This window comes from Pseudomonas sp. SWRI111 (genome assembly GCF_014268555.1).
Lineage (GTDB): Bacteria > Pseudomonadota > Gammaproteobacteria > Pseudomonadales > Pseudomonadaceae > Aquipseudomonas > Aquipseudomonas hamedanensis.
Genome location: NZ_JABWQQ010000003.1, coordinates 171568 through 191497, shown reverse-complemented (window position 1 = coordinate 191497; position 19930 = coordinate 171568). Strand labels below are relative to the sequence as shown.

Below are 19930 nucleotides of genomic sequence, written 5' to 3'. Positions count from 1 at the left end.
CGTACGGCAAAACCGATAGCCCACGCAGCCACTGGTCAGTAAGCGACGGTAGGGACCGTACTACTGGCAGTAAATGCGTAATTGCCTGAATACTCGTAGGAAAAGGCGACACGTTCTATGCGATGCAGTTATCTGCAACAGAAGTTGGTGTAGGCAATTTCCTAATTCACGGCAGGTAAAACAACGGCGACGTCAGAAACGTCGCCGTTGCAGTGCCTTATTTGCTGACGCTGACGCCGTAGAAGGAGTTCAAGCCGAACGGGCTGATCTTGAAGTCCTGCACGTTGGCGCGCATGGGTTGATACACCGTCGAGTGAGCGATAGGTGTCATTGGAACTGCATCTTTGAGGACGTGTTGCGCCTGTTTGTACAGCTCGGTGCGCTTGCCCTGGTCGGTGGTACGTTTGGCTTCTTTCACCAGGCCGTCGAACTTCTTGTCGCACCACTTGGAGAAGTTGTTGCCGCTCAGCGAGTCGCAGCCGAACAACACGTTGAGCCAGTTGTCCGGGTCACCATTGTCACCGCTCCAGCCAATGATCATGGCCTGGTTCTCGCCACCTTTGGAGCGCTTGATGTACTCGCCCCATTCGTAGCTGGTGATCTTCACTTTCAGACCGATCTGGGCCCAGTCGGACTGGAGCATTTCGGCCATCAGTTTGGCGTTCGGGTTGTACGGACGCTGGACCGGCATCGCCCACAGGACGATCTCGGTGCCTTCCTTGACGCCAGCTTCCTTGAGCAGCTGTTTGGCTTTCTCAGGGTCGTACTTGGTGTCTTTGATGGTGGTGTCGTAGGACCACTGGGTCGGCGGCATGGCGTTGACGGCCAGTTGGCCGGCGCCCTGGTAAACCGAATCGATGATCTGCGGCTTGTTCACGGCCATGTCCAGCGCCTGGCGTACACGCAGGTCAGCCAGCGGGTTTGGCTCGTTGCTGCCCTTGACCTTGTCCATCACGTTGTAGGCGATGTAGCCGAGGTTGAAACCGGCCTGGTCAGGCATCTTCAGCGACTTGTCTTCTTTCAGCGCTTTCAGATCGGCCGGACGCGGGAACAGGGTGACCTGGCACTCGTTCTTTTTCAGCTTCTGGATACGCACCGACGGGTCGGTGGTGATGGCGAAGATCAGGTTGTCGATCTTCACGTCATCCGGCTTCCAGTAATCCTTGTTGCCGGTGTAACGGATGTTCGAGTCTTTCTGGTAGCTCTTGAACACGAACGGACCAGTGCCGATCGGCTTCTGGTTGATGTCGGCGGCTTTGCCATCCTTGAGCAACTGGGCAGCGTACTCGGCGGACTGCACCGAGGCGAAGCTCATGGCCAGGTTCTGGATGAACGCGGCGTCGACTTCTTTCAGGGTGAACTTGACGGTGTGGTCGTCGACTTTATCGATCTTGGTGATGTTGGTGTCCATCCCCATGTCGGTGAAGTACGGGAATTCGGTCGGGTACGCCTTACGGAACGGGTCGTCCTTGTTGATCATGCGGTTGAACGTAAACAGCACGTCGTCGGCGTTGAATTCACGAGTCGGCTTGAAATACGGAGTGGTGTGGAACTTGACGCCTTCGCGCAGGTGGAAGGTGTAAGTCAGGCCATCGTCGGAAATGTCCCATTTGGTCGCCAGGCCAGGAATCACGGCGGTGCCGCCGCGCTCGAACTGGGTCAGGCGGTTGAACATGGTTTCGGCTGAGGCGTCGAAGTCGGTTCCGGTGGTGTACTGGCCTGGGTCGAATCCGGCCGGGCTCCCTTCGGAGCAGAACACCAGGTTAGTCGCAGCGGCTGCGAAGGGTGCGGAGGCTAACAAGCCTGCGCCGACTAGAAACGGAATGACCGCGTGTTTAAGCATGTTGGCCTCATGATTTGTTGTCATTTTTTAGTTGTGAGGTACGACCTCGTGAGTCGTGCCTGCGGATACTTATGCAGGCCCCATACCCAATGCAAGATCCAGAGCGGTCGGCGGCGTTAAACGGTGGCACGAACGTACCTTAATGTCGCATCCGTATAACTTTTGACGCATTTGACCGTTTGCGGGTGGTTTTTGCGGTGCATTCGTGGCACCAAAGTGGTGCGCCGGTCACGTTGTGTGCGCTGGGCTGGGGCTTGGTGTTACTTATTTATACCGTTCGGTAGGGGCGGGCTTGAGGGGTTTCCGGGGTTGGCTGGGGTGGGGTGGTTTGGGGCGCGGGATTGGCGAGTTTTACTTGGTGCAACTGGGTGTTTCGATTGGTGGCACCTTTGGGGCTTGGCGGCCTTTGGGCCGACCAGGCTCTTGGGGGTTTGGGGTGAATATCCGTTGCTTCGGTAGCGGCTGCTGGCGGTTTCGCCCTTACGGCGACTCACTTTTTTTCAAACGCCAAAAAAAGTAAGCAAAAAACGCTTGCTCCTGCGTTCGGCCCTCGCAGGCTCGGGTTCCTTCGCTGCGGGATTGATCCGGGCGCAGCGGCTCCGGTTTGCTTCGCTGCACCTCCTTCCGCTGTGTACGACTGCGTCGTACGGTCGCTGCGCTCCCACGCCCGGATCAATCCCTCCGCTCAGCCTTCCGAAGTCGCCCGTGGATCAAAAGCAAGATCAAAAGCACGCGAGCTAACGCTCATTGTTGAGTGGGGCGGCTTCGCCGCGGGCAGCTACGCTGCTTTGCTTTTCTGTGGGAGCGAGCCTGCTCGCGAAGGCGGCCTGACAGCCGACCTGATTTTGGTGATGTACTCGATCCCATTGTAGGAGTGAGCCTGCTCGCGATGAGGCCCTTTCAGGCAACCGATGACTTGGGATTGTTTAAATCCGATGCGAAATTACCCGAACCTTCCCACAAGGTTTTCAGGTTGTCCGTCGGACGTCCGCTCTCTAGGCTTGGGTTGTCGCTGAAGTCTCAGCGATCGGGTGTGAGAACCCGGAAAATTAGTGATTCAGTGCGCATGTCCGCATAATTGCCGCCAGCTCTTCAGTTGTCTGCAATTGCGTTATGGCGGCTGTGTGCGGGCAGACTTCGGTCTGGCCGGTTTTCCTATTTTTCCGGTTTCTCACCCCGCACATAGCTGCCACCCACTTCGCCGCGTGAGAAACAGCAGGTGATGGCGTTCATTTAGCAAAGTAGGGCTATCCAATGACCAAACCAGTCCCCGATCCACCCCTAGAATCCGCAACTCCCCTAGAAGAAGCCATCCGCGCCGACGATCAGGCGAAAAACCGCGAAGCCATAAAGCGTGCCCTCGATTTCTATCTCTGCCCTCCACCCAGCAAACCCCATCCACCCAGCACAATGTTCGTGATCCAGCCAGACATCGACACCGAAAGCTTGCTGGCCCATGCCTGTGAATCCCTCGCTTCAGCCAACACGCTGGCCAGCGATTTCGCCGATCAGCTCGGTCGCCCGCAGCGCAATACGGCGCTGGCGATTCAGCAGATCATCATGTTGGCGGAGCTGGCAGTGAACCGGGCGCTGGATCGGGTTGATCCGCATACCTGAGCGGATACTGCGTCATCGTTTTTCGCGAGCAGGCTCACTCCTACAGGGGAATGCATTCCAAATTGTAGGAGTGAGCCTGCTCGCGAAGGCGATTGACCAATCACCACAAGTCCCAGGCACAAAAAAAACCGGCAACCATCTACTGATTGCCGGTCCTTCATTCAGCCAAATTCAAATCACTGCATCAGCACTTCAATCGAACCATCAGCGGTCATGCTGACCTGGCTGGTGCCCGCTTCAACTTCCGGAGTGACCGGTGCGGAGTCCATCGCTGCCGCTTTCATCATCATCGGCGCACGCAGATACGGTTGTGGATAACCGTTGCTGTTGAGGTTCAGGTTGACGATCTTGTAGCCCTTGCCGCCCAAGGCGTCGGTGGCCAGTTGCGCGCGGGCCTTGAAGGCGGTGACGGCTTCTTTGAGCAACTGGTCTTCGCTGGCTTTGCGGGTCGGGTCGGCGATGGCGAAGTCCATGCCGCCCATTTTCAGGTCGGTCAGCAGCTCGCCGGTGAGTTTGGACAGGGCGGCGAAGTCGGTGCTTTCCAGGCGCAGTTCGGCGCGTTCGCGCCAGCCAGTGATTTTCTGGCCCTTGGTGTCGTAGATCGGGTAGCTGTTGCGGCTGCCGGTGCGCAGGGTGATGTCTTTGACTTGCTTGGCCTGGGCGGTTGCCTTGTTCATGGTGGTGCTGATGGCGGCGGCGAGTTTGGCCGGGTCGGTGTTTTGCTCTTCGGTGTAGAGCGTCACGATCATCTGGTCGCGGGCCACTTCCTGGCTGACTTCGGCGCGCAGGGAAATCTGGTTGTAATGCAGCTCATCGGCGGCCAGGGCCGGAAGGCTGGCGACGCTGCCGACGGTCAGGGCGAGGAGGGCGGCGCTGCGGCGAAAGGTGTGCATGAAGGCTCCTTGAATGAGGCGCAGGTGTCGGGTCGGGCCTGCGTGAACCATCAGACTCTAGCTTTTATGATCCGGTTCGCCCAGTTACAACTTCTATACAGATGCCGCGGCCCACCGCAGAACCTGAGTCGAATGAGCTTTTGTGGCGAGGGGATCTATCCCCGTTCGGCTGCGCAGCAGTCGCAAATCCGGCTGATGCGGTATGTCTGATTAAATGAGGTCGCATGATTTGGGGCGGCTCCGCCACCCAGCGGGGATAAATCCCCTCGCCACGCTTGATCTCCGATAGCCCTCGGAATTTTCTTCAACTCAGATGAATTCTCCATCGTCGCCATGTGGTCGTTTGCCGCACTTTCGCCTCTCACGCCCGCGCCTTGGTTATACTCCGTGCGATCCGCCTGGAGCGCTCATCAGGAGAGCTCATGCTCGCCCCCGTACAACTGACTTCCGCCACTCGCCAGAATCTCTGGCGGCTGACTTTCATCCGCACCCTGGTGCTCGCCGCGCAGGCCGGGTCCGTGGGCCTGGCCTACTGGCTGCAATTGTTGCCGTTGCCGTGGGTGCAATTGGCGATGACCCTGGGCTGTTCGATTCTGCTGTGCGCGTTCACCGCCGTGCGGCTGCGCACGTCGTGGCCGGTGACCGAGCTTGAATACGCGCTGCAACTGGCCTGCGATCTGGTGATCCACAGTGCGCTGCTGTATTTCTCCGGCGGTTCGACCAATCCCTTCGTTTCTTATTATCTGGTGCCGCTGACCATCGCGGCGGTGACGCTGCCGTGGCGTTATTCGGTGATCCTGTCGGGTATCGCGCTGGCGTTGTACACCGTGATGCTGACGCGGTTTTACCCACTGGAAACCTTGCCGGTCGCCCGTGAGAATCTGCAGATCTATGGCATGTGGCTGAGCTTCGCGCTGGCCGCTGCGGTGATCACGTTTTTCGCCGCGCGCATGGCCGAAGAGCTGCGCCGGCAGGAAGAATTGCGCGCGATTCGTCGAGAGGAAGGTCTGCGTGATCAGCAGTTGCTTGCCGTTGCGACCCAGGCCGCCGGTGCGGCGCATGAGCTGGGTACGCCGCTGGCGACCATGAGCGTGTTGCTCAAGGAAATGCAGCAGGACCACCCGGACCCGCTGTTGCAGGACGACCTGAAAGTGCTGCAGGATCAGGTCAAGCTGTGCAAGGAAACCTTGCAGCAACTGGTCCGCGCCGCCGAGGCCAACCGACGTCTGGCTGTGGAAATGCAGGACGTGACTGACTGGCTCGACGAAGCGCTGAACCGCTGGCACTTGATGCGCCCGGAGGCCAGTTACCGCTTCCAGCGTCTCGGTCAGGGCACCGTGCCGCGCATGGCGCCGCCGCCGGATCTGACCCAGGCCTTGCTGAATCTATTGAACAACGCCGCCGATGCTTGCCCGGAGAATCTTCAGGTCACGCTCGACTGGGATTCGGAAACCCTGACCATCAGTATCCGTGACCACGGCGCCGGTGTGCCGCTGGCCATTGCCGAGCAGATCGGCAAACCGTTTTTTACCACCAAGGGCAAAGGTTTCGGCCTGGGCCTGTTTTTGAGCAAGGCCAGCGTGACACGCGCCGGCGGCTCAGTGAAACTCTATAGTCATGAGGAAGGCGGCACGCTCACCGAGCTGCGCCTGCCTCACGGCGCCCGAGGAGACCAACATGAGTGACGAAATCCAAGTCGAAGGCGAAGAACTGCCGCACCTGCTGCTGGTCGACGACGACGCGACCTTCACCCGCGTCATGGCCCGCGCCATGGCCCGCCGTGGCTTTCGCGTCAGCACTGCCGGTTCCGCCGAAGAAGGCCTGACCATTGCCCAGGCCGACCTGCCTGATTACGCCGCGCTGGACCTGAAAATGGACGGCGACTCGGGTTTGGTGCTGCTGCCCAAGCTGCTGGAACTTGATCCGGAAATGCGCGTGGTGATTCTCACCGGTTATTCGAGCATTGCCACTGCGGTCGAGGCGATCAAGCGCGGCGCCTGCAATTATCTGTGCAAACCGGCCGATGCCGACGACGTGCTGGCCGCGTTGCTCTCCGAACACGCCGACCTCGACAGTCTGGTGCCGGAAAACCCGATGTCGGTCGATCGCCTCCAGTGGGAACACATCCAGCGCGTGCTCACCGAGCATGAAGGCAACATCTCCGCCACGGCGCGTGCGCTGGGCATGCATCGCCGCACCTTGCAGCGCAAACTGCAGAAGCGCCCGGTTCGTCGCTGAACCTGCGCTGAACGACTATCGCCAGCCCTCGCGATGACACGCACCGATCATCTATGATCGGTGCGTGTCTGTTGTTTTCTTTATCGAGCCTTATTCATGAATCAGAACGCTGAATATTCCGCGGTCAACGATGCTGTGCGCGGGCAGTTTTTTCGCAAGGTGTGGGCGATCATCACGCCGTACTGGCGCAGTGAAGAGAAGGGCATGGCCTGGACGCTGCTGATTGCAGTGATCGCGCTCTCGCTGCTCAGCGTGGGGATCTCGGTGTGGTTCAACACTTGGTACAAGGATTTTTACAACGCTCTGCAAAAGAAGGACGAAGCGGCGTTCTGGCAATTGATTCTGTATTTCTGCGGCATCGCGGCCGTGGCGATTATCGGTGCCGTGTACAGGCTTTATCTGACCCAGATGCTGACGATTCGCTGGCGCGCCTGGCTCACCGAAAAGCATTTCTCTCGTTGGCTCGCCGACAAGAATTACTACCAACTGGAGCAGGGCGGTTATACCGATAACCCGGACCAGCGGATTTCCGAAGATTTAAACAACTTCACGTCCAACACCCTTGAGCTGGGTATCGGGCTGCTGCGCAATATCGTCAGCCTGGTATCGTTCTCGATCATTCTCTGGGGCGTTTCGGGCAGCATCGAAGTCTATGGCATCACCATTCCCGGTTACATGTTCTGGTGTGTGTTGGTGTATGCGGTGGTGGGTAGCTGGCTGACGCATTTGATCGGTCGCCGCTTGATCGGCCTGAACAACCAACAACAACGTTTCGAAGCAGACCTGCGTTTCTCCATGGTGCGGATTCGCGAAAATGCCGAAAGCATCGCGTTGTACAACGGCGAGCCGAACGAAAACCGACGGTTGAGCGCCCGTTTTGGCAACGTCTGGCACAATTTCTGGGACATCATGAAGGTGTCCAAGCGCTTGACCTTTTTTACTGCCGGTTACAGTCAGGCGGCGATCATTTTCCCGTTTATCGTTGCCTCGCCGCGTTACCTTGCCGGCAAGATCGAACTCGGTGAACTGATGCAGATCAGCTCGGCATTCGGCAACGTTCAGGAGAGTTTCAGCTGGTTCATCAGTGCGTACCAGAGCCTCGCCTCCTGGCGCGCCACCTGCGATCGTCTGTTGAGTTTCCGTCAGGCCATGACTGACAACGAGCAGCGCACCCCGGCCATCGACGTGCAGAATCAGGGCAGCGAATTGCAGGTGCACAATCTCGGCCTGGACCTGGCCGATGGGCGTCATCTGCTGACCGATGCAGACATGACCGTGGAGCCGGGCGAGCGGGTGATGCTTAGCGGTCGGTCCGGCAGCGGAAAATCGACATTGCTGCGGGCGATGGGCCACTTGTGGCCAGCGGGGCACGGCAACATCCGTTTGCCGGCCGCACGTTATCTGTTCTTGCCGCAGAAACCCTATCTGCCGATTGGCACCCTGCGTGAAGCATTGAGTTATCCACAGTCCGGCGACATCTACGCGCCGGAGCGTTATGCACAGGTACTGGAGACCTGCCGCTTGCCGCATCTGGTTGCGCGGCTCGACGAAGCCAATCACTGGCAGCGCATGCTTTCGCCCGGTGAACAACAACGTCTGGCCTTCGCCCGCGCGCTGTTGTTTGCGCCGCAATGGCTGTACATGGATGAAGCGACTTCGGCGATGGATGAGGAAGACGAGGCGACGTTGTATCAGGCGTTGATCGATCAGATTCCCGGGTTGAGCATTGTCAGCGTCGGCCATCGAAGCAGTTTGAAACGATTCCATCCGCGGCATGTGAGGATCGACAGCGGGCGTCTGGTGGAGCAACCCGTGACTGCCTGACACCCACACAACCCCCTGTAGGAGTGAGCCTGCTCGCGATAGCGTCGGCATATTCAACATTGATGTGACTGACAGAACGCCATCGCGAGCAGGCTCACTCCTACAAAGGGCGATGTGATCTGAGCAGTGATCGTACAACCCGCTTGAGCTATGATGGCCCCAAGCCGAACTTTCGAGACAAGATGCAGACCATGGAAAAGCTGATGGACACCCCGCGCCTCCCCCGCAAGCGCCGCAGCCTCGCCCAGGAATTGGTGACGGTGCTGAGCGAGCAGATCCGCGATGGCCTGCTCAAGCGCGGCGACAAATTGCCGACCGAGTCGGCAATCATGGAAGCCCATGGCGTCAGCCGCACCGTGGTGCGTGAGGCGATTTCCCGTCTGCAGGCGGCGGGACAAGTGGAAACCCGCCACGGCATCGGCACTTTTGTCCTCGACACGCCCAGCCCGAGCGGTTTCCGCATCGATCCGGCCACCGTTGTCACCCTGCGTGATGTGCTGGCGATTCTCGAATTGCGCATCAGCCTCGAAGTTGAATCCGCCGGCCTCGCCGCGCAACGCCGCACGCCTGAGCAACTGGCAACCATGCGCGCCGCCCTCGACGCGCTGAACGAAAGCGCCTCGCATGCCAGTGATGCGGTGTCGTCAGACTTCGCTTTCCATCTGGAAATCGCATTGTCCACCGGCAACCGTTACTTCACCGACATCATGACCCACCTGGGCACCAGCATCATTCCGCGTACACGGCTTAACTCGGCGCGACTGGCTCACGATGACCAGCAGCACTACATGGGGCGCCTGAGCCGTGAGCACGAAGAAATCTACGACGCAATTGCCCGTCAGGATTCCGATGCAGCGCGGGCGGCGATGCGGTTGCACCTGACCAATAGCCGCGAAAGACTGCGCCAGGCCCATGAAGAGGCTCAGGCGCAGGGTTAACAGAGTAATTTTTTATTCCACTACGGACAGTTCATGAGCGAGCGATGTCACTACGGTGCCCTCTTTGGTTATCACGATATAGAACAAGCTCACCTTTGCTGTTGCCAAATGTTCTTCGAAGAAACTCTTGGGGAGGGCTAACTCAAGAATTTGTGGAGGGGTGCTGATTTCTCCAGACGCCGTAAAAATAGCTTCGCCCATCGTCGCAAAGAGATGCACTTTTCCTGTAGGAAAGTGCGACTCAACTGCAATGATCTGAGCGGTAACCACATCATTCGTGATAACACTGAGCTTCAGTTGATTGGCTATCGCTTCTTTGACGATGGGCGCGGTCAGCGCTTTTTTTTGAGCATTCATATTTATGTTCCTTCTCGAAAAAGATCCATGAGCTGCCTGAACCGTGAGCACGAAGAGATCTACGACGCAATTGCCCGTCAGGATTCCGATGCAGCGCGGGCGGCGATGCGGTTGCACCTGACCAATAGCCGCGAAAGACTGCGCCAGGCCCGTGAAGAGGCGCAGGCGCAGGGGTGACGGGTAATTATCGTTCGAGGTGGACCTTCAGTTCTTTGGAGATTCCGATCAACTGATCAAATCGTGCCACGACGTAGTGAAGCTCGGCGGTGGCATTTGGAACGAGATTCTTCTCAAAAACCTCTTTAGGGATAGCGAAAACCAATGGCCACAGCGGCTCGGTGGTCAACGTGAATCTGTATTCCCAGGCGTTCCCGGTAGAAGTTTTTACCTTCAGCGTGATTGCGTCGCCGGTCTGCGCATTGTCGTAGCCGTCTACGCTACCGTTCGCGATCTTATCCAGGCTGCTAACCTTCAGTACTCCCTTCTCGGCGTCCAACAGAGCAGGTGGCAGCAATGTTGTTTGTGTCATGGTCAAGTCCTTTTCACAGTCCAGTTAAACCGTCGAAAAAGCGCAGGTTGTCGCCTTACGCTGGCGGAGCCGGTTTATGCACTCCAGGAAACATTAACGCCGGGTTAGGCGCTCTGGAGCACCTGTAAGAAATACCAGTCCCGACGAGCGGTGCGCTTGTAACACGTGCTCACCTGGCGGCCAATTCAACAGACGGCTACGAAACTCAGCTTTCAACCCGCAACCTCAACGCCTGCGAATACGGCTCCATACTCGACTCATCTGCAAACTTGTAACGCAATTCAACCTCCCTGTTCAGGTACGGGCGCAGCGCCTCCTTGGGGACCTGCAATTCGATTCCGGTGAGTTTCTCCATCTCATCTTCAGCGTCGTCCCAGGCGCCGGTATCCACTTCTTCACCTTGCCATTCCGGCTCTTCCGGATCGTCGCCCAGAATCGCGTAGACGCTCCAGTTCGCCGCAAAATCGCTGGAGTCCGGCACCTGCACGGTGAGGATGTCTGGCAATTGCGAGAGCTGGAGCGTCACGCAATCGTCCTGCGAAGGGGCGACGTGGGTGAGGGTGGGGGCGGCTAAATGCATCGACATATCGGCTTCCTTTGAAAGGTCCGCCACGATCCTTCGTGGCAGTCGCCGTACTTTACGAGCAGCTCGGCCGGCGATGATTAAACGAATCCAGACCAGATATTTCTGCCAGCGAAAGCGTCAAGCACGGGCCTTGCGACGATTTCCGAAACTACAAAAGACGATCCTGTCAGACAAAAAATCGCCACCAACGATGAAATGCAGTTGACGGTAATTTTTTAAGTTGTACGATGACCTACAACTTCGGCGAAGGCTGAACGGTCCACTCACAATAAAACGTTGCTACCAGGGTGTTCGAATAATGAATCCACAAGAACTGAAGTCCATCCTCTCTGCCGGCCTGCTGTCTTTCCCGGTGACCGATTTCAACGCGCAGGGCGATTTCAACCGCGCGGGCTACATCAAACGCCTGGAATGGCTGGCTCCGTATGGCGCTTCAGCATTGTTCGCCGCCGGTGGCACCGGTGAGTTCTTCTCCCTGGCCGCCAGCGAATACTCGGAAATCATCAAGACCGCCGTCGACACCTGCGCCACCAGCGTGCCAATCCTCGCCGGCGTTGGCGGTTCGACCCGTCAGGCCATCGAATACGCTCAGGAAGCCGAGCGTCTGGGCGCCAAAGGCCTGCTGTTGCTGCCGCACTACCTGACCGAAGCGAGCCAGGACGGTGTTGCCGCTCACGTTGAAGCCGTGTGCAAATCGGTGAAGATCGGTGTGGTCGTCTACAACCGTAACGTTTGCCGCCTCACCGCGCCGCTGCTGGAACGTCTGGCCGAGCGCTGCCCGAACCTGATCGGCTACAAGGACGGCCTGGGCGATATCGAGTTGATGGTGTCGATCCGTCGCCGCCTCGGTGATCGCTTCAGCTACCTGGGTGGTCTGCCGACCGCCGAAGTCTACGCCGCTGCCTACAAGGCGCTGGGCGTGCCGGTCTACTCCTCGGCGGTGTTCAACTTCATTCCGAAAACCGCGATGGACTTCTACCACGCGATCGCTCGTGAGGATCACGCCACCGTCGGCAAGATCATCGACGACTTCTTCCTGCCGTACCTGGACATCCGCAACCGCAAGGCCGGTTACGCCGTGAGCATCGTCAAGGCCGGTGCAAAAATCGCCGGCTATGACGCAGGTCCAGTGCGTGCGCCGCTGACCGACCTGACCGGCGAAGAGTACGAAATGCTCGCCGCGCTGATCGACAAGCAAGGCGCGCAATAAACGAGAAGAACGAAGCCGCTGAGCAATCAGCGGCTTTTTGCGTAAAGGCTTTAGAGTTGAGGGCTGCCCTGTGACAACTGCAAAACGCTACGACAACTTCATCAACGGCGAATGGGTCGCCGGTGCCGACTATTCGGCCAACATCAACCCGTCGGAACTGAGCGACAACATCGGCGACTACGCCAAGGCTGACCTGACTCAGGTCAACGCCGCCATCGACGCCGCCCGCGCGGCGTTCCCGGCCTGGTCGACCTCGGGTATTCAGGCCCGTCACGATTCGCTGGACAAGGTCGGCACGGAAATCCTCGCCCGTCGCGAAGAGCTCGGCACGCTGCTGGCCCGCGAAGAAGGCAAGACCCTGCCGGAAGCGATTGGCGAAGTGACCCGCGCCGGCAATATTTTCAAATTCTTCGCCGGTGAATGCCTGCGTCTGTCCGGTGACTACGTGCCGTCGGTGCGCCCGGGCGTCAACGTTGAAGTCACTCGCGAAGCGCTGGGCGTGGTCGGTCTGATCACCCCGTGGAACTTCCCGATTGCCATCCCGGCGTGGAAAATCGCCCCGGCCCTGGCTTACGGCAACTGCGTCGTGCTGAAACCTGCCGACCTGGTCCCGGGCTGCGCCTGGGCACTGGCTGAAATCATCTCCCGTGCAGGCTTCCCGGCCGGTGTGTTCAACCTGGTGATGGGCAGCGGTCGTGTGGTTGGCGATGCCCTGGTGCAGAGCCCGAAAGTCGATGGCATCAGCTTCACCGGTTCCGTCGGCGTTGGTCGGCAGATCGCGGTCAACTGCGTTTCGCGCCAGGCCAAAGTACAGCTGGAGATGGGCGGCAAGAATCCGCAGATCATTCTCGACGACGCCGACCTCAAGCAAGCGGTCGAGCTGTCGGTGCAGAGCGCGTTCTACTCCACCGGCCAGCGTTGCACGGCGTCGAGCCGACTGATCGTCACCGCCGGCATTCACGACAAGTTCGTCGAGGCCATGGCCGAGCGCATGAAGTCGATCAAAGTCGGCCACGCGCTGAAAGCCGGCACCGACATCGGTCCGGTGGTGTCCCAGGCGCAGCTTGAGCAGGACATGAAGTACATCGACATCGGCCAGTCCGAAGGTGCTCGTCTGGTCAGCGGCGGCGGTGTGGTGACGTGCGATACCGAAGGCTACTTCCTCGCGCCAACCCTGTTCGCTGACAGTGAAGCATCGATGCGCATCAGCCGCGAAGAGATTTTCGGCCCGGTGGCCAACGTTGTTCGCGTGGCCGATTACGAAGCCGCGCTGGCGATGGCCAACGACACCGAATTTGGCCTGTCGGCCGGCATCGCCACCACTTCGTTGAAGTACGCCAACCACTTCAAGCGCCACTCCCAGGCCGGGATGGTGATGGTCAACCTGCCGACCGCCGGTGTGGATTACCACGTACCGTTCGGTGGCCGTAAAGGCTCATCCTATGGCTCCCGCGAGCAGGGCCGCTATGCGCAAGAGTTCTACACGGTCGTGAAGACCAGTTACATCGGTTCCTGATCTGTGGGAGCTTGCCTGCAAGCGATGGCATCACTGCGGTGTGACTGACAAACCGAAGTGATGCCATCGCCGGCAGGCCAGCTCCCACAAAAGCAAGACCAAAGAAGCTTCACCCCGCATAAAAATAATCAGTGGGAGTACATCTGCATGCAATCCTCCAAGCCGACTCACGTCCGCTATTTGATCCTGCTCATGCTGTTTCTGGTGACCACGATCAACTACGCCGACCGTGCCACGATCGCCATTGCCGGCTCCAGCCTGCAAAAAGATCTGGGCATTGACGCCGTCACCCTCGGCTACATCTTTTCCGCATTCGGTTGGGCCTACGTCGCCGGGCAAATTCCCGGTGGCTGGCTGCTCGATCGTTTCGGCTCGAAAAAAGTCTATGCCCTGAGCATTTTCACCTGGTCGCTGTTCACCGTGCTGCAAGGCTTCGTCGGTGAATTCGGCATGTCCACAGCGGTGGTTGCGCTGTTCATGCTGCGCTTCCTCGTGGGCCTGGCCGAAGCGCCATCGTTCCCCGGCAACGCGCGGATTGTTGCCGCGTGGTTCCCGACCGCTGAGCGCGGCACCGCTTCGGCGATCTTCAACTCGGCGCAATACTTTGCCACCGTGTTGTTCGCGCCGCTGATGGGCTGGATCGTCTACAGCTTCGGCTGGGAGCACGTGTTCATCGTCATGGGTATCCTCGGCATCATCTTCTCGCTGGTCTGGCTGAAAGTCATCTACAGCCCGCGCGAACACCCGCGCATCAACGACGCCGAGTTCAAGCACATTGCTGACAACGGCGGCATGGTCGACATGGATCAGAAAGGCAAAAAGTCCGACGGCCCGAAATGGGACTACATCCGCCAGTTGCTGACCAATCGCATGATGCTCGGCGTGTATCTGGGCCAGTACTGCATCAACGGCATCACCTATTTCTTCCTGACCTGGTTCCCGGTGTACCTGGTGCAAGAGCGTGGCATGACCATTCTCAAGGCCGGTTTCATCGCTTCGTTGCCGGCGATCTGCGGCTTTATCGGCGGCGTGCTCGGCGGGGTGATTTCCGACTATCTGCTGCGCAAAGGCCACTCGCTGACCTTCGCTCGCAAGGCGCCGATCATTGCCGGTCTGCTGGTTTCGAGCAGCATCGTCGCGTGCAACTATGTTGACGTGGAATGGATGGTCGTCGGTTTCATGGCCCTGGCCTTCTTCGGCAAAGGCGTTGGCGCACTGGGCTGGGCAGTGGTCTCCGACACTTCGCCGAAACAGATCGCTGGTCTGAGCGGCGGGCTGTTCAATACCTTCGGCAACATCGCTTCGATCACCACGCCGATCGTGATTGGCTACATCATCAGCTCCACCGGTTCGTTCAAATGGGCGCTGGTGTTTGTCGGTGCCAACGCACTGGTCGCGGTGTTCAGCTATCTGGTCATCGTCGGCCCGATCAAACGTGTGGTGCTCAAAGAGCCGCCAGCCAAGGGCGGTAATGAAGTCACCGGCAATTTGTCTCAAGCGCATTCCTGAGGAGCGGCGTCATGCAGTTGATTGAACATTCCGACTCGCCGCGCTACATCCGCCTGCACGAGCGGGATAACGTTGTGGTGGTGGTCAACGATCAGGGCGTACCGGCCGGTACCGAGTTTGCCGATGGCCTGGTGACGCTGGATTTTGTCCCGCAGAGCCACAAGGTCAATCTCGAGGATATCGCCGAAGGTGGCCCGGTGATTCGCTACGGGCAGATCATTGGCTACGCGTTGCAGCCGATCCCTCGCGGCAGTTGGGTCAAGGAAGATCAACTGCGCATGCCGACCGCGCCGCCGCTGGACAGCTTGCCGCTGTGCACCGATGTGCCGGCCGCGCAGGCTCCGCTGGAAGGTTTTACGTTCGAGGGTTATCGCAACGCCGACGGCACGGTCGGCACGCGCAACATTCTCGGTATCACCACGACCGTGCAGTGCGTCACCGGCGTGCTCGATCACGCGGTCAAGCGCATCAAGGAAGAGCTGCTGCCCAAGTATCCGCACGTCGACGACGTGGTCGCGCTGACCCACAGTTATGGCTGTGGCGTGGCGATCACCGCCACCGACGCCTACATCCCGATTCGTACCGTGCGCAATTTGGCGCGCAACCCGAACCTGGGCGGCGAAGCGCTGGTAATCAGTCTGGGCTGCGAGAAATTACAGGCCGGACAAGTGATGCACGAGGACGACGCGTCGGTGGATCTCAGCGATCCGTGGCTTTACCGCTTGCAGGATTCCAGTCACGGCTTCACCGAAATGATCGAGCAGATCATGCAGCTGGCCGAAGTGCGCCTGAAGAAGCTCGACCAGCGCCGCCGCGAAACCGTGCCGGCGTCAGAGCTGATTCTGGGCATGCAGTGCGGCGGCAGTGATGCGTTCTCTGGCATCACCGCCAACCCGGCGCTGGGTTATGCCTCTGATTTGCTCCTGCGCGCGGGGGCGACGGTGATGTTTTCCGAAGTCACCGAAGTGCGCGATGCGATCTATTTGCTGACCTCACGGGCACAGACGCAAACCGTTGCCGAGGAACTGGTGCGCGAAATGGACTGGTACGACCGTTACCTGGCCAAGGGCGAAGCGGATCGCAGCGCCAACACCACGCCGGGCAACAAAAAGGGCGGCTTGTCGAATATTGTCGAGAAGTCGCTAGGCTCGATCGTCAAATCCGGCAGCAGCGCGATCAACGGCGTGCTCGGCCCGGGCGAGCGTTTCAAGCAGAAGGGGCTGATTTTCTGTGCGACGCCTGCGAGTGATTTTGTCTGCGGCACCCTGCAACTGGCGGCAGGAATGAACCTGCACGTGTTCACCACCGGGCGTGGCACGCCTTACGGGCTGGCCATGGCGCCGGTGGTGAAGGTTTCGACGCGGACTGAACTGGCGCAGCGCTGGCCGGACCTGATCGATATCGACGCCGGGCGCATCGCCACCGGGCGCGCGACCATCGAGGAACTGGGCTGGGAGTTGTTTCACTATTACCTGGACGTTGCCAGTGGCAAGCAACAGACCTGGGCGGAGAAGCACAAGCTGCATAACGACATCACCTTGTTCAACCCGGCGCCGATTACCTGAGACTGTGGCGAGGGAGCTTGCTCCCGCTGGACTGCGTGGCAGTCCCGTCTTTTGGGGCCGCTTTGCGCCCCAGCGGGAGCAAGCTCCCTCGCCACAGGTGTTCATCCCGCACTCGGGTGGGAACGATCAGGGTGAAAGTGGCTTATCATTAGCCTACTAATGACGCTCACCCAAGGCTCCCCGGCATGCTGGCAATCTTCCTCGAAACCCTGAACATCACCGCGCCGGTGTTTGCCATGCTGTTTCTCGGTGTGCTGCTCAAGCGCATCGACTGGATCAACGACAACTTCATTCACACGGCCTCGTCGCTGGTGTTCAACGTCACCATGCCGGCGCTGTTGTTTCTGGGCATCCTGCATGCCGATCTGCACGCCGCGCTGCAACCGTCCCTGCTGATTTACTTTTCCCTCGCCACACTGGTGAGCTTTGCCGTGGCTTGGGGCTGGGCGATTTTCAAGTGTCCGCGTGAAGATCGCGGCATTTATACCCAGGGGGCGTTTCGTGGCAATAACGGCGTGATTGGTCTGGCGCTGGCCGCGAGCATGTACGGCGATTACGGGATCTCCCTCGGGGCGATTCTCGCGGCGCTGGTGATCCTGTTTTACAACACGCTGTCGACCATTGTGCTGGCGGTGTACAGCCCGGTGATCAAGTCCGATCCGTGGAGCATTTGCAAAAGCGTGTTCAGCAACCCGCTGATCATCAGCGTGATTGCGGCGGCGCCGTTTGCTTATTTCAAGATCGGCTTGCCGGGTTGGCTGGAAACTTCCGGCCAGTATCTGGCACAGACCACCTTGCCGCTGGCGCTGATTTGCATCGGCGGCACGCTGTCGCTGGCGGCGTTGCGCAAGAGCGGCAAGATGGCGCTCAGTTCCAGTCTGGTGAAAATGGTCGGTCTGCCGTTGCTGGCGACGCTCGGCGCATGGTTGTGGGGCTTTCGCGGCGCGGAGCTGGGGATTCTGTTTCTCTACTTTGGCAGCCCGACGGCAGCGGCGAGCTTCGTCATGGCCCGGGCGGCGCAAGGCAATCATGAGCTGGCAGCGGCGATTATCGTGATGACCACATTGATGGCGGCGATTACCACCAATGTCGGGATCTTTGTGTTGCAGTGGGGTGGGTGGATCTGACTGTGGGATTTGTAGGGAATGGACCGGCCCCATCGCGAGCAGGCTCACTCCTACATTTGGAATGCGTTCTCCTTGTAGGAGTGAGCCTGCTCGCGATAGCTATTTCAGCCGCGCCGAATCATTCCGGTTTCTGGTAGCTGTCGATCACTTCCTGCGCCGCGCGAAACGCATCGATCGCCGCCGGCACCCCGGCATACACCGCGCAATGCAGCAGCGCCTCGCGAATTTCTTCCACCGTGCAGCCATTGTTCAGTGCGCCGCGCACGTGACCCTTCAATTCCTGCGGGCACTTCAACGCGGTCAGCGCTGCCAGCGTAATCAGGCTGCGGGTCTTCAGCGGCAGGCCGTCGCGGTTCCACACCCCGCCCCAGGCATGCTCATTGACGAAATCCTGCAACGGCTGGGTGAACTCGGTGGCGTTGCCCAAGGCTCGGTCAACAAACGCATCGCCCATTACCTGGCGGCGGATTTCAACCCCGGACTGCTTCGCTTCGGTCATGGCATATCCCTCTTGTGGTGCTGGCGGCGCCAGGCGCGTATCGACGTGAACAGCAGAAACATCAACAGCGGCGGCAAGACATAAAACAGCATCAGCCGCTCAAGCTTGCCAGCCAGCGGCATGCCGGTGGTGAACGACACCACGTGCAGCCCGTAGACCAGATACAGACCGAGCAGCAGCAAGCCTTCGGCGCGGGTCACGCGGTAGCCGGAATAGAACACCGGCAGGCACAGCGCGGCCACGCCGAGCATCACCGGCAGATCGAAATCCAGCGCATTGGGTGACACCGACAGCGGCATGGGCGCGATCAATGCGGTGAGGCCGAGCACACCCAGCAAGTTGAACAGGTTGGCACCGATCACGTTGCCCACGGCGATATCCCGTTGCCCGCGCAACGCCGCGATCAGCGAAGTGGCCAGTTCCGGCAGGGACGTGCCGACCGCCACCACCGTCAGGCCGATCACCCGTTCCGAAAGCCCCAGGTCGGTTGCCACGGCCACGGCAGCGCCGAGCAACAAATGTCCCGCAAACACCAGCATGGCGAGGCCGCCAAGGATCATCAGCGCGCTGATCAACCAGGATTGCTGCGCATTCTGCGGTCGTTCGGTGTGGGGGCGGGCCGAGTGCCGCGACTGGCGAAACAGCAAACCGAGGTACAGCGTCAAGGCGCCAAGCAACAGAAGGCCGTCGAAGCGTCCGATGTCTTTGTTCCACGCCAGGACGAACACCAGCAGGCTGGCGCCGATCATCAGCGGAATATCGAGGCGTACCAATTGCCGGGACACGCGCAGCGGAATGACCAGCGCGGAGAGGCCGAGGGTCACGAGGATATTGAAGATGCTGCTGCCGACCACACTGCCGACCGCAATATCAGGGTTATTCGCCATCGCCGCTTGCAGGCTGACCGCCATTTGCGGCGCACTGCTGCCGAGGGCAACGATGGTCAGGCCGATGATCAGCGGGCGCACATGCAGACGTGCGGCCAGACGCACGGCAGCGCGCACCATCAACTCGGCGCCAATGATCAACAGACACAGGCCGCTGAGCAATTCGATGACGTTGATCAGCGGTAAATCGGCTAATCCGAAAATGGTCGGCGCTCCATCAGTCGAGGGCCTGCACGCGAACCCGTGCGGTGCCGCTGCGCAGCATGCCGATCTGGTCGGCGGCTTCGCGGGACAGGTCGATGATGCGCCCGCGCGTGTGCGGGCCGCGATCGTTGATGCGGACCACGACGGACTCATCGTTTTTCAGGTTGGTGACCTTCACCCGTGTGCCGAACGGCAGTTGGCGGTGGGCGGCGGTCAGGGAATGCTGGTTGAACGCTTCGCCGCTGGCGGTGCGTTTCCCGTGGTGCCTGGCTCCGTAATAGGAGGCGACGCCGGTCTGGTCGTAACCGTGCGGGTCGATGGTGTCGGTGCTGGCGCAACCGGCCAGCAAGGCGAGCAGGGCGCTGCTCAGGAACAGACGCTTCATTCAAAGGTATCCCGGATCAAATGTAGGAGTGACCTGTGGCGAGGGGATTTATCCCCGTTGGACTGCGCAGCAGTCCCAAAACTGAGAACTCGGTTTATCTGGTGCAAATCAAGCTCAGCAATTGGGGCCGCTTCGCGGCCCAACGGGGATAAATCCCCTCGCCACAGGTCACTCCTACAGGGGATGGAGCCAGGCTTTGGATC

The 19930-nt window shown here is 59.5% G+C and carries 18 protein-coding genes and 1 pseudogene; 11 read left to right on the top strand and 8 right to left on the bottom strand.

Going from position 1 to position 19930, the window contains the following annotated elements; all coding sequences use genetic code 11:
• Nucleotides 1–217: 217 nt before the first annotated feature.
• Nucleotides 218–1843 carry an ABC transporter substrate-binding protein gene (locus HU755_RS06415; protein WP_186630965.1) on the bottom strand — a complete coding sequence of 542 codons (1626 nt, stop codon included), beginning with the start codon at nt 1841–1843 and terminating at the stop codon, nt 218–220.
• A 1254-nt stretch (nt 1844–3097) separates the two neighbouring features.
• On the opposite strand from HU755_RS06415, the gene HU755_RS06410 reads away from it, so the two are divergent.
• A complete protein-coding gene (locus tag HU755_RS06410; RefSeq protein WP_186630964.1) occupies nt 3098–3460 on the top strand; it encodes a DUF6124 family protein in 363 nt (120 codons plus the stop codon).
• Nucleotides 3461–3636: 176 nt separating this feature from the next.
• Here HU755_RS06410 and HU755_RS06405 read toward each other — a convergent pair whose 3' ends face one another.
• A complete protein-coding gene (locus HU755_RS06405; RefSeq protein ID WP_186547289.1) occupies nt 3637–4353 on the bottom strand; it encodes an SIMPL domain-containing protein in 717 nt (238 codons plus the stop codon).
• 422 nt (nt 4354–4775) lie between these two features.
• Here HU755_RS06405 and HU755_RS06400 point away from each other — a divergent pair, with 422 nt between their 5' ends.
• From HU755_RS06400 to HU755_RS06385, 4 genes are all read left to right on the top strand, one after another.
• Nucleotides 4776–6038 (top strand): ATP-binding protein, encoded by a 1263-nt coding sequence (locus HU755_RS06400; protein ID WP_186547288.1) that lies wholly within the window; start codon nt 4776–4778, stop codon nt 6036–6038.
• Nucleotides 6031–6591 (top strand): response regulator transcription factor, encoded by a 561-nt coding sequence (locus HU755_RS06395; protein ID WP_003221630.1) that lies wholly within the window; start codon nt 6031–6033, stop codon nt 6589–6591. Before HU755_RS06400 ends, HU755_RS06395 begins: the two co-directional genes overlap by 8 nt.
• A 96-nt stretch (nt 6592–6687) precedes the next feature.
• Entirely contained in the window at nt 6688–8415 is a 1728-nt protein-coding gene (locus tag HU755_RS06390; RefSeq protein WP_186630963.1) for an ABC transporter ATP-binding protein/permease, read from the top strand.
• 191 nt (nt 8416–8606) lie between these two features.
• Nucleotides 8607–9353 carry a FadR/GntR family transcriptional regulator gene (locus tag HU755_RS06385; protein ID WP_186547286.1) on the top strand — a complete coding sequence of 249 codons (747 nt, stop codon included), beginning with the start codon at nt 8607–8609 and terminating at the stop codon, nt 9351–9353.
• 12 nt (nt 9354–9365) lie between these two features.
• On the opposite strand, the gene HU755_RS06380 is transcribed toward HU755_RS06385, so the two are convergent.
• Nucleotides 9366–9710 (bottom strand): hypothetical protein, encoded by a 345-nt coding sequence (locus HU755_RS06380; protein WP_186618667.1) that lies wholly within the window; start codon nt 9708–9710, stop codon nt 9366–9368.
• 27 nt (nt 9711–9737) lie between these two features.
• Here HU755_RS06380 and HU755_RS06375 point away from each other — a divergent pair.
• Nucleotides 9738–9887, top strand: a pseudogene (locus tag HU755_RS06375) (FCD domain-containing protein); the annotation flags it as partial.
• Between the two features lie 7 nt (nt 9888–9894).
• Here HU755_RS06375 and HU755_RS06370 read toward each other — a convergent pair.
• Both HU755_RS06370 and HU755_RS06365 read right to left on the bottom strand, forming a co-directional pair.
• A complete protein-coding gene (locus HU755_RS06370) occupies nt 9895–10239 on the bottom strand; it encodes a hypothetical protein (protein ID WP_186630962.1) in 345 nt (114 codons plus the stop codon).
• Nucleotides 10240–10444: 205 nt separating this feature from the next.
• A complete protein-coding gene (locus tag HU755_RS06365) occupies nt 10445–10825 on the bottom strand; it encodes a hypothetical protein (protein ID WP_186630961.1) in 381 nt (126 codons plus the stop codon).
• A 298-nt stretch (nt 10826–11123) separates the two neighbouring features.
• On the opposite strand from HU755_RS06365, the gene kdgD reads away from it, so the two are divergent.
• The 5 genes from kdgD (at nt 11124) to HU755_RS06340 (ending at nt 17752) form a co-directional block, all read left to right on the top strand.
• Nucleotides 11124–12035 carry a 5-dehydro-4-deoxyglucarate dehydratase gene (gene kdgD, locus HU755_RS06360; RefSeq protein WP_039759443.1) on the top strand — a complete coding sequence of 304 codons (912 nt, stop codon included), beginning with the start codon at nt 11124–11126 and terminating at the stop codon, nt 12033–12035.
• A 70-nt stretch (nt 12036–12105) separates the two neighbouring features.
• Complete coding sequence (locus tag HU755_RS06355) at nt 12106–13551, top strand: aldehyde dehydrogenase family protein (protein ID WP_186630960.1); 1446 nt, start codon at nt 12106–12108, stop codon at nt 13549–13551.
• A 147-nt stretch (nt 13552–13698) separates the two neighbouring features.
• The gene (locus tag HU755_RS06350) at nt 13699–15060 is read left to right on the top strand and encodes an MFS transporter (protein WP_186618671.1); all 1362 of its coding nucleotides are present in this window, start codon (nt 13699–13701) and stop codon (nt 15058–15060) included.
• Nucleotides 15061–15071: 11 nt separating this feature from the next.
• Entirely contained in the window at nt 15072–16625 is a 1554-nt protein-coding gene (gene garD, locus HU755_RS06345; protein ID WP_186630959.1) for a galactarate dehydratase, read from the top strand.
• Between the two features lie 185 nt (nt 16626–16810).
• Entirely contained in the window at nt 16811–17752 is a 942-nt protein-coding gene (locus tag HU755_RS06340) for an AEC family transporter (protein ID WP_186547280.1), read from the top strand.
• A 118-nt stretch (nt 17753–17870) separates the two neighbouring features.
• On the opposite strand, the gene HU755_RS06335 is transcribed toward HU755_RS06340, so the two are convergent.
• The 3 genes from HU755_RS06335 to HU755_RS06325 are packed head-to-tail and all read right to left on the bottom strand — an operon-like array spanning nt 17871 to nt 19727.
• Nucleotides 17871–18251, bottom strand: a complete 381-nt coding sequence (locus tag HU755_RS06335; protein WP_186547279.1) for a carboxymuconolactone decarboxylase family protein — start codon at nt 18249–18251, stop codon at nt 17871–17873.
• A complete protein-coding gene (locus HU755_RS06330; RefSeq protein WP_186631021.1) occupies nt 18248–19315 on the bottom strand; it encodes a calcium/sodium antiporter in 1068 nt (355 codons plus the stop codon). The genes HU755_RS06335 and HU755_RS06330 overlap by 4 nt, the downstream gene beginning before the upstream one ends.
• Before the next feature lie 40 nt (nt 19316–19355).
• The gene (locus HU755_RS06325) at nt 19356–19727 is read right to left on the bottom strand and encodes a septal ring lytic transglycosylase RlpA family protein (RefSeq protein WP_186547278.1); all 372 of its coding nucleotides are present in this window, start codon (nt 19725–19727) and stop codon (nt 19356–19358) included.
• Between the last annotated feature and the right edge of the window lie 203 nt (nt 19728–19930).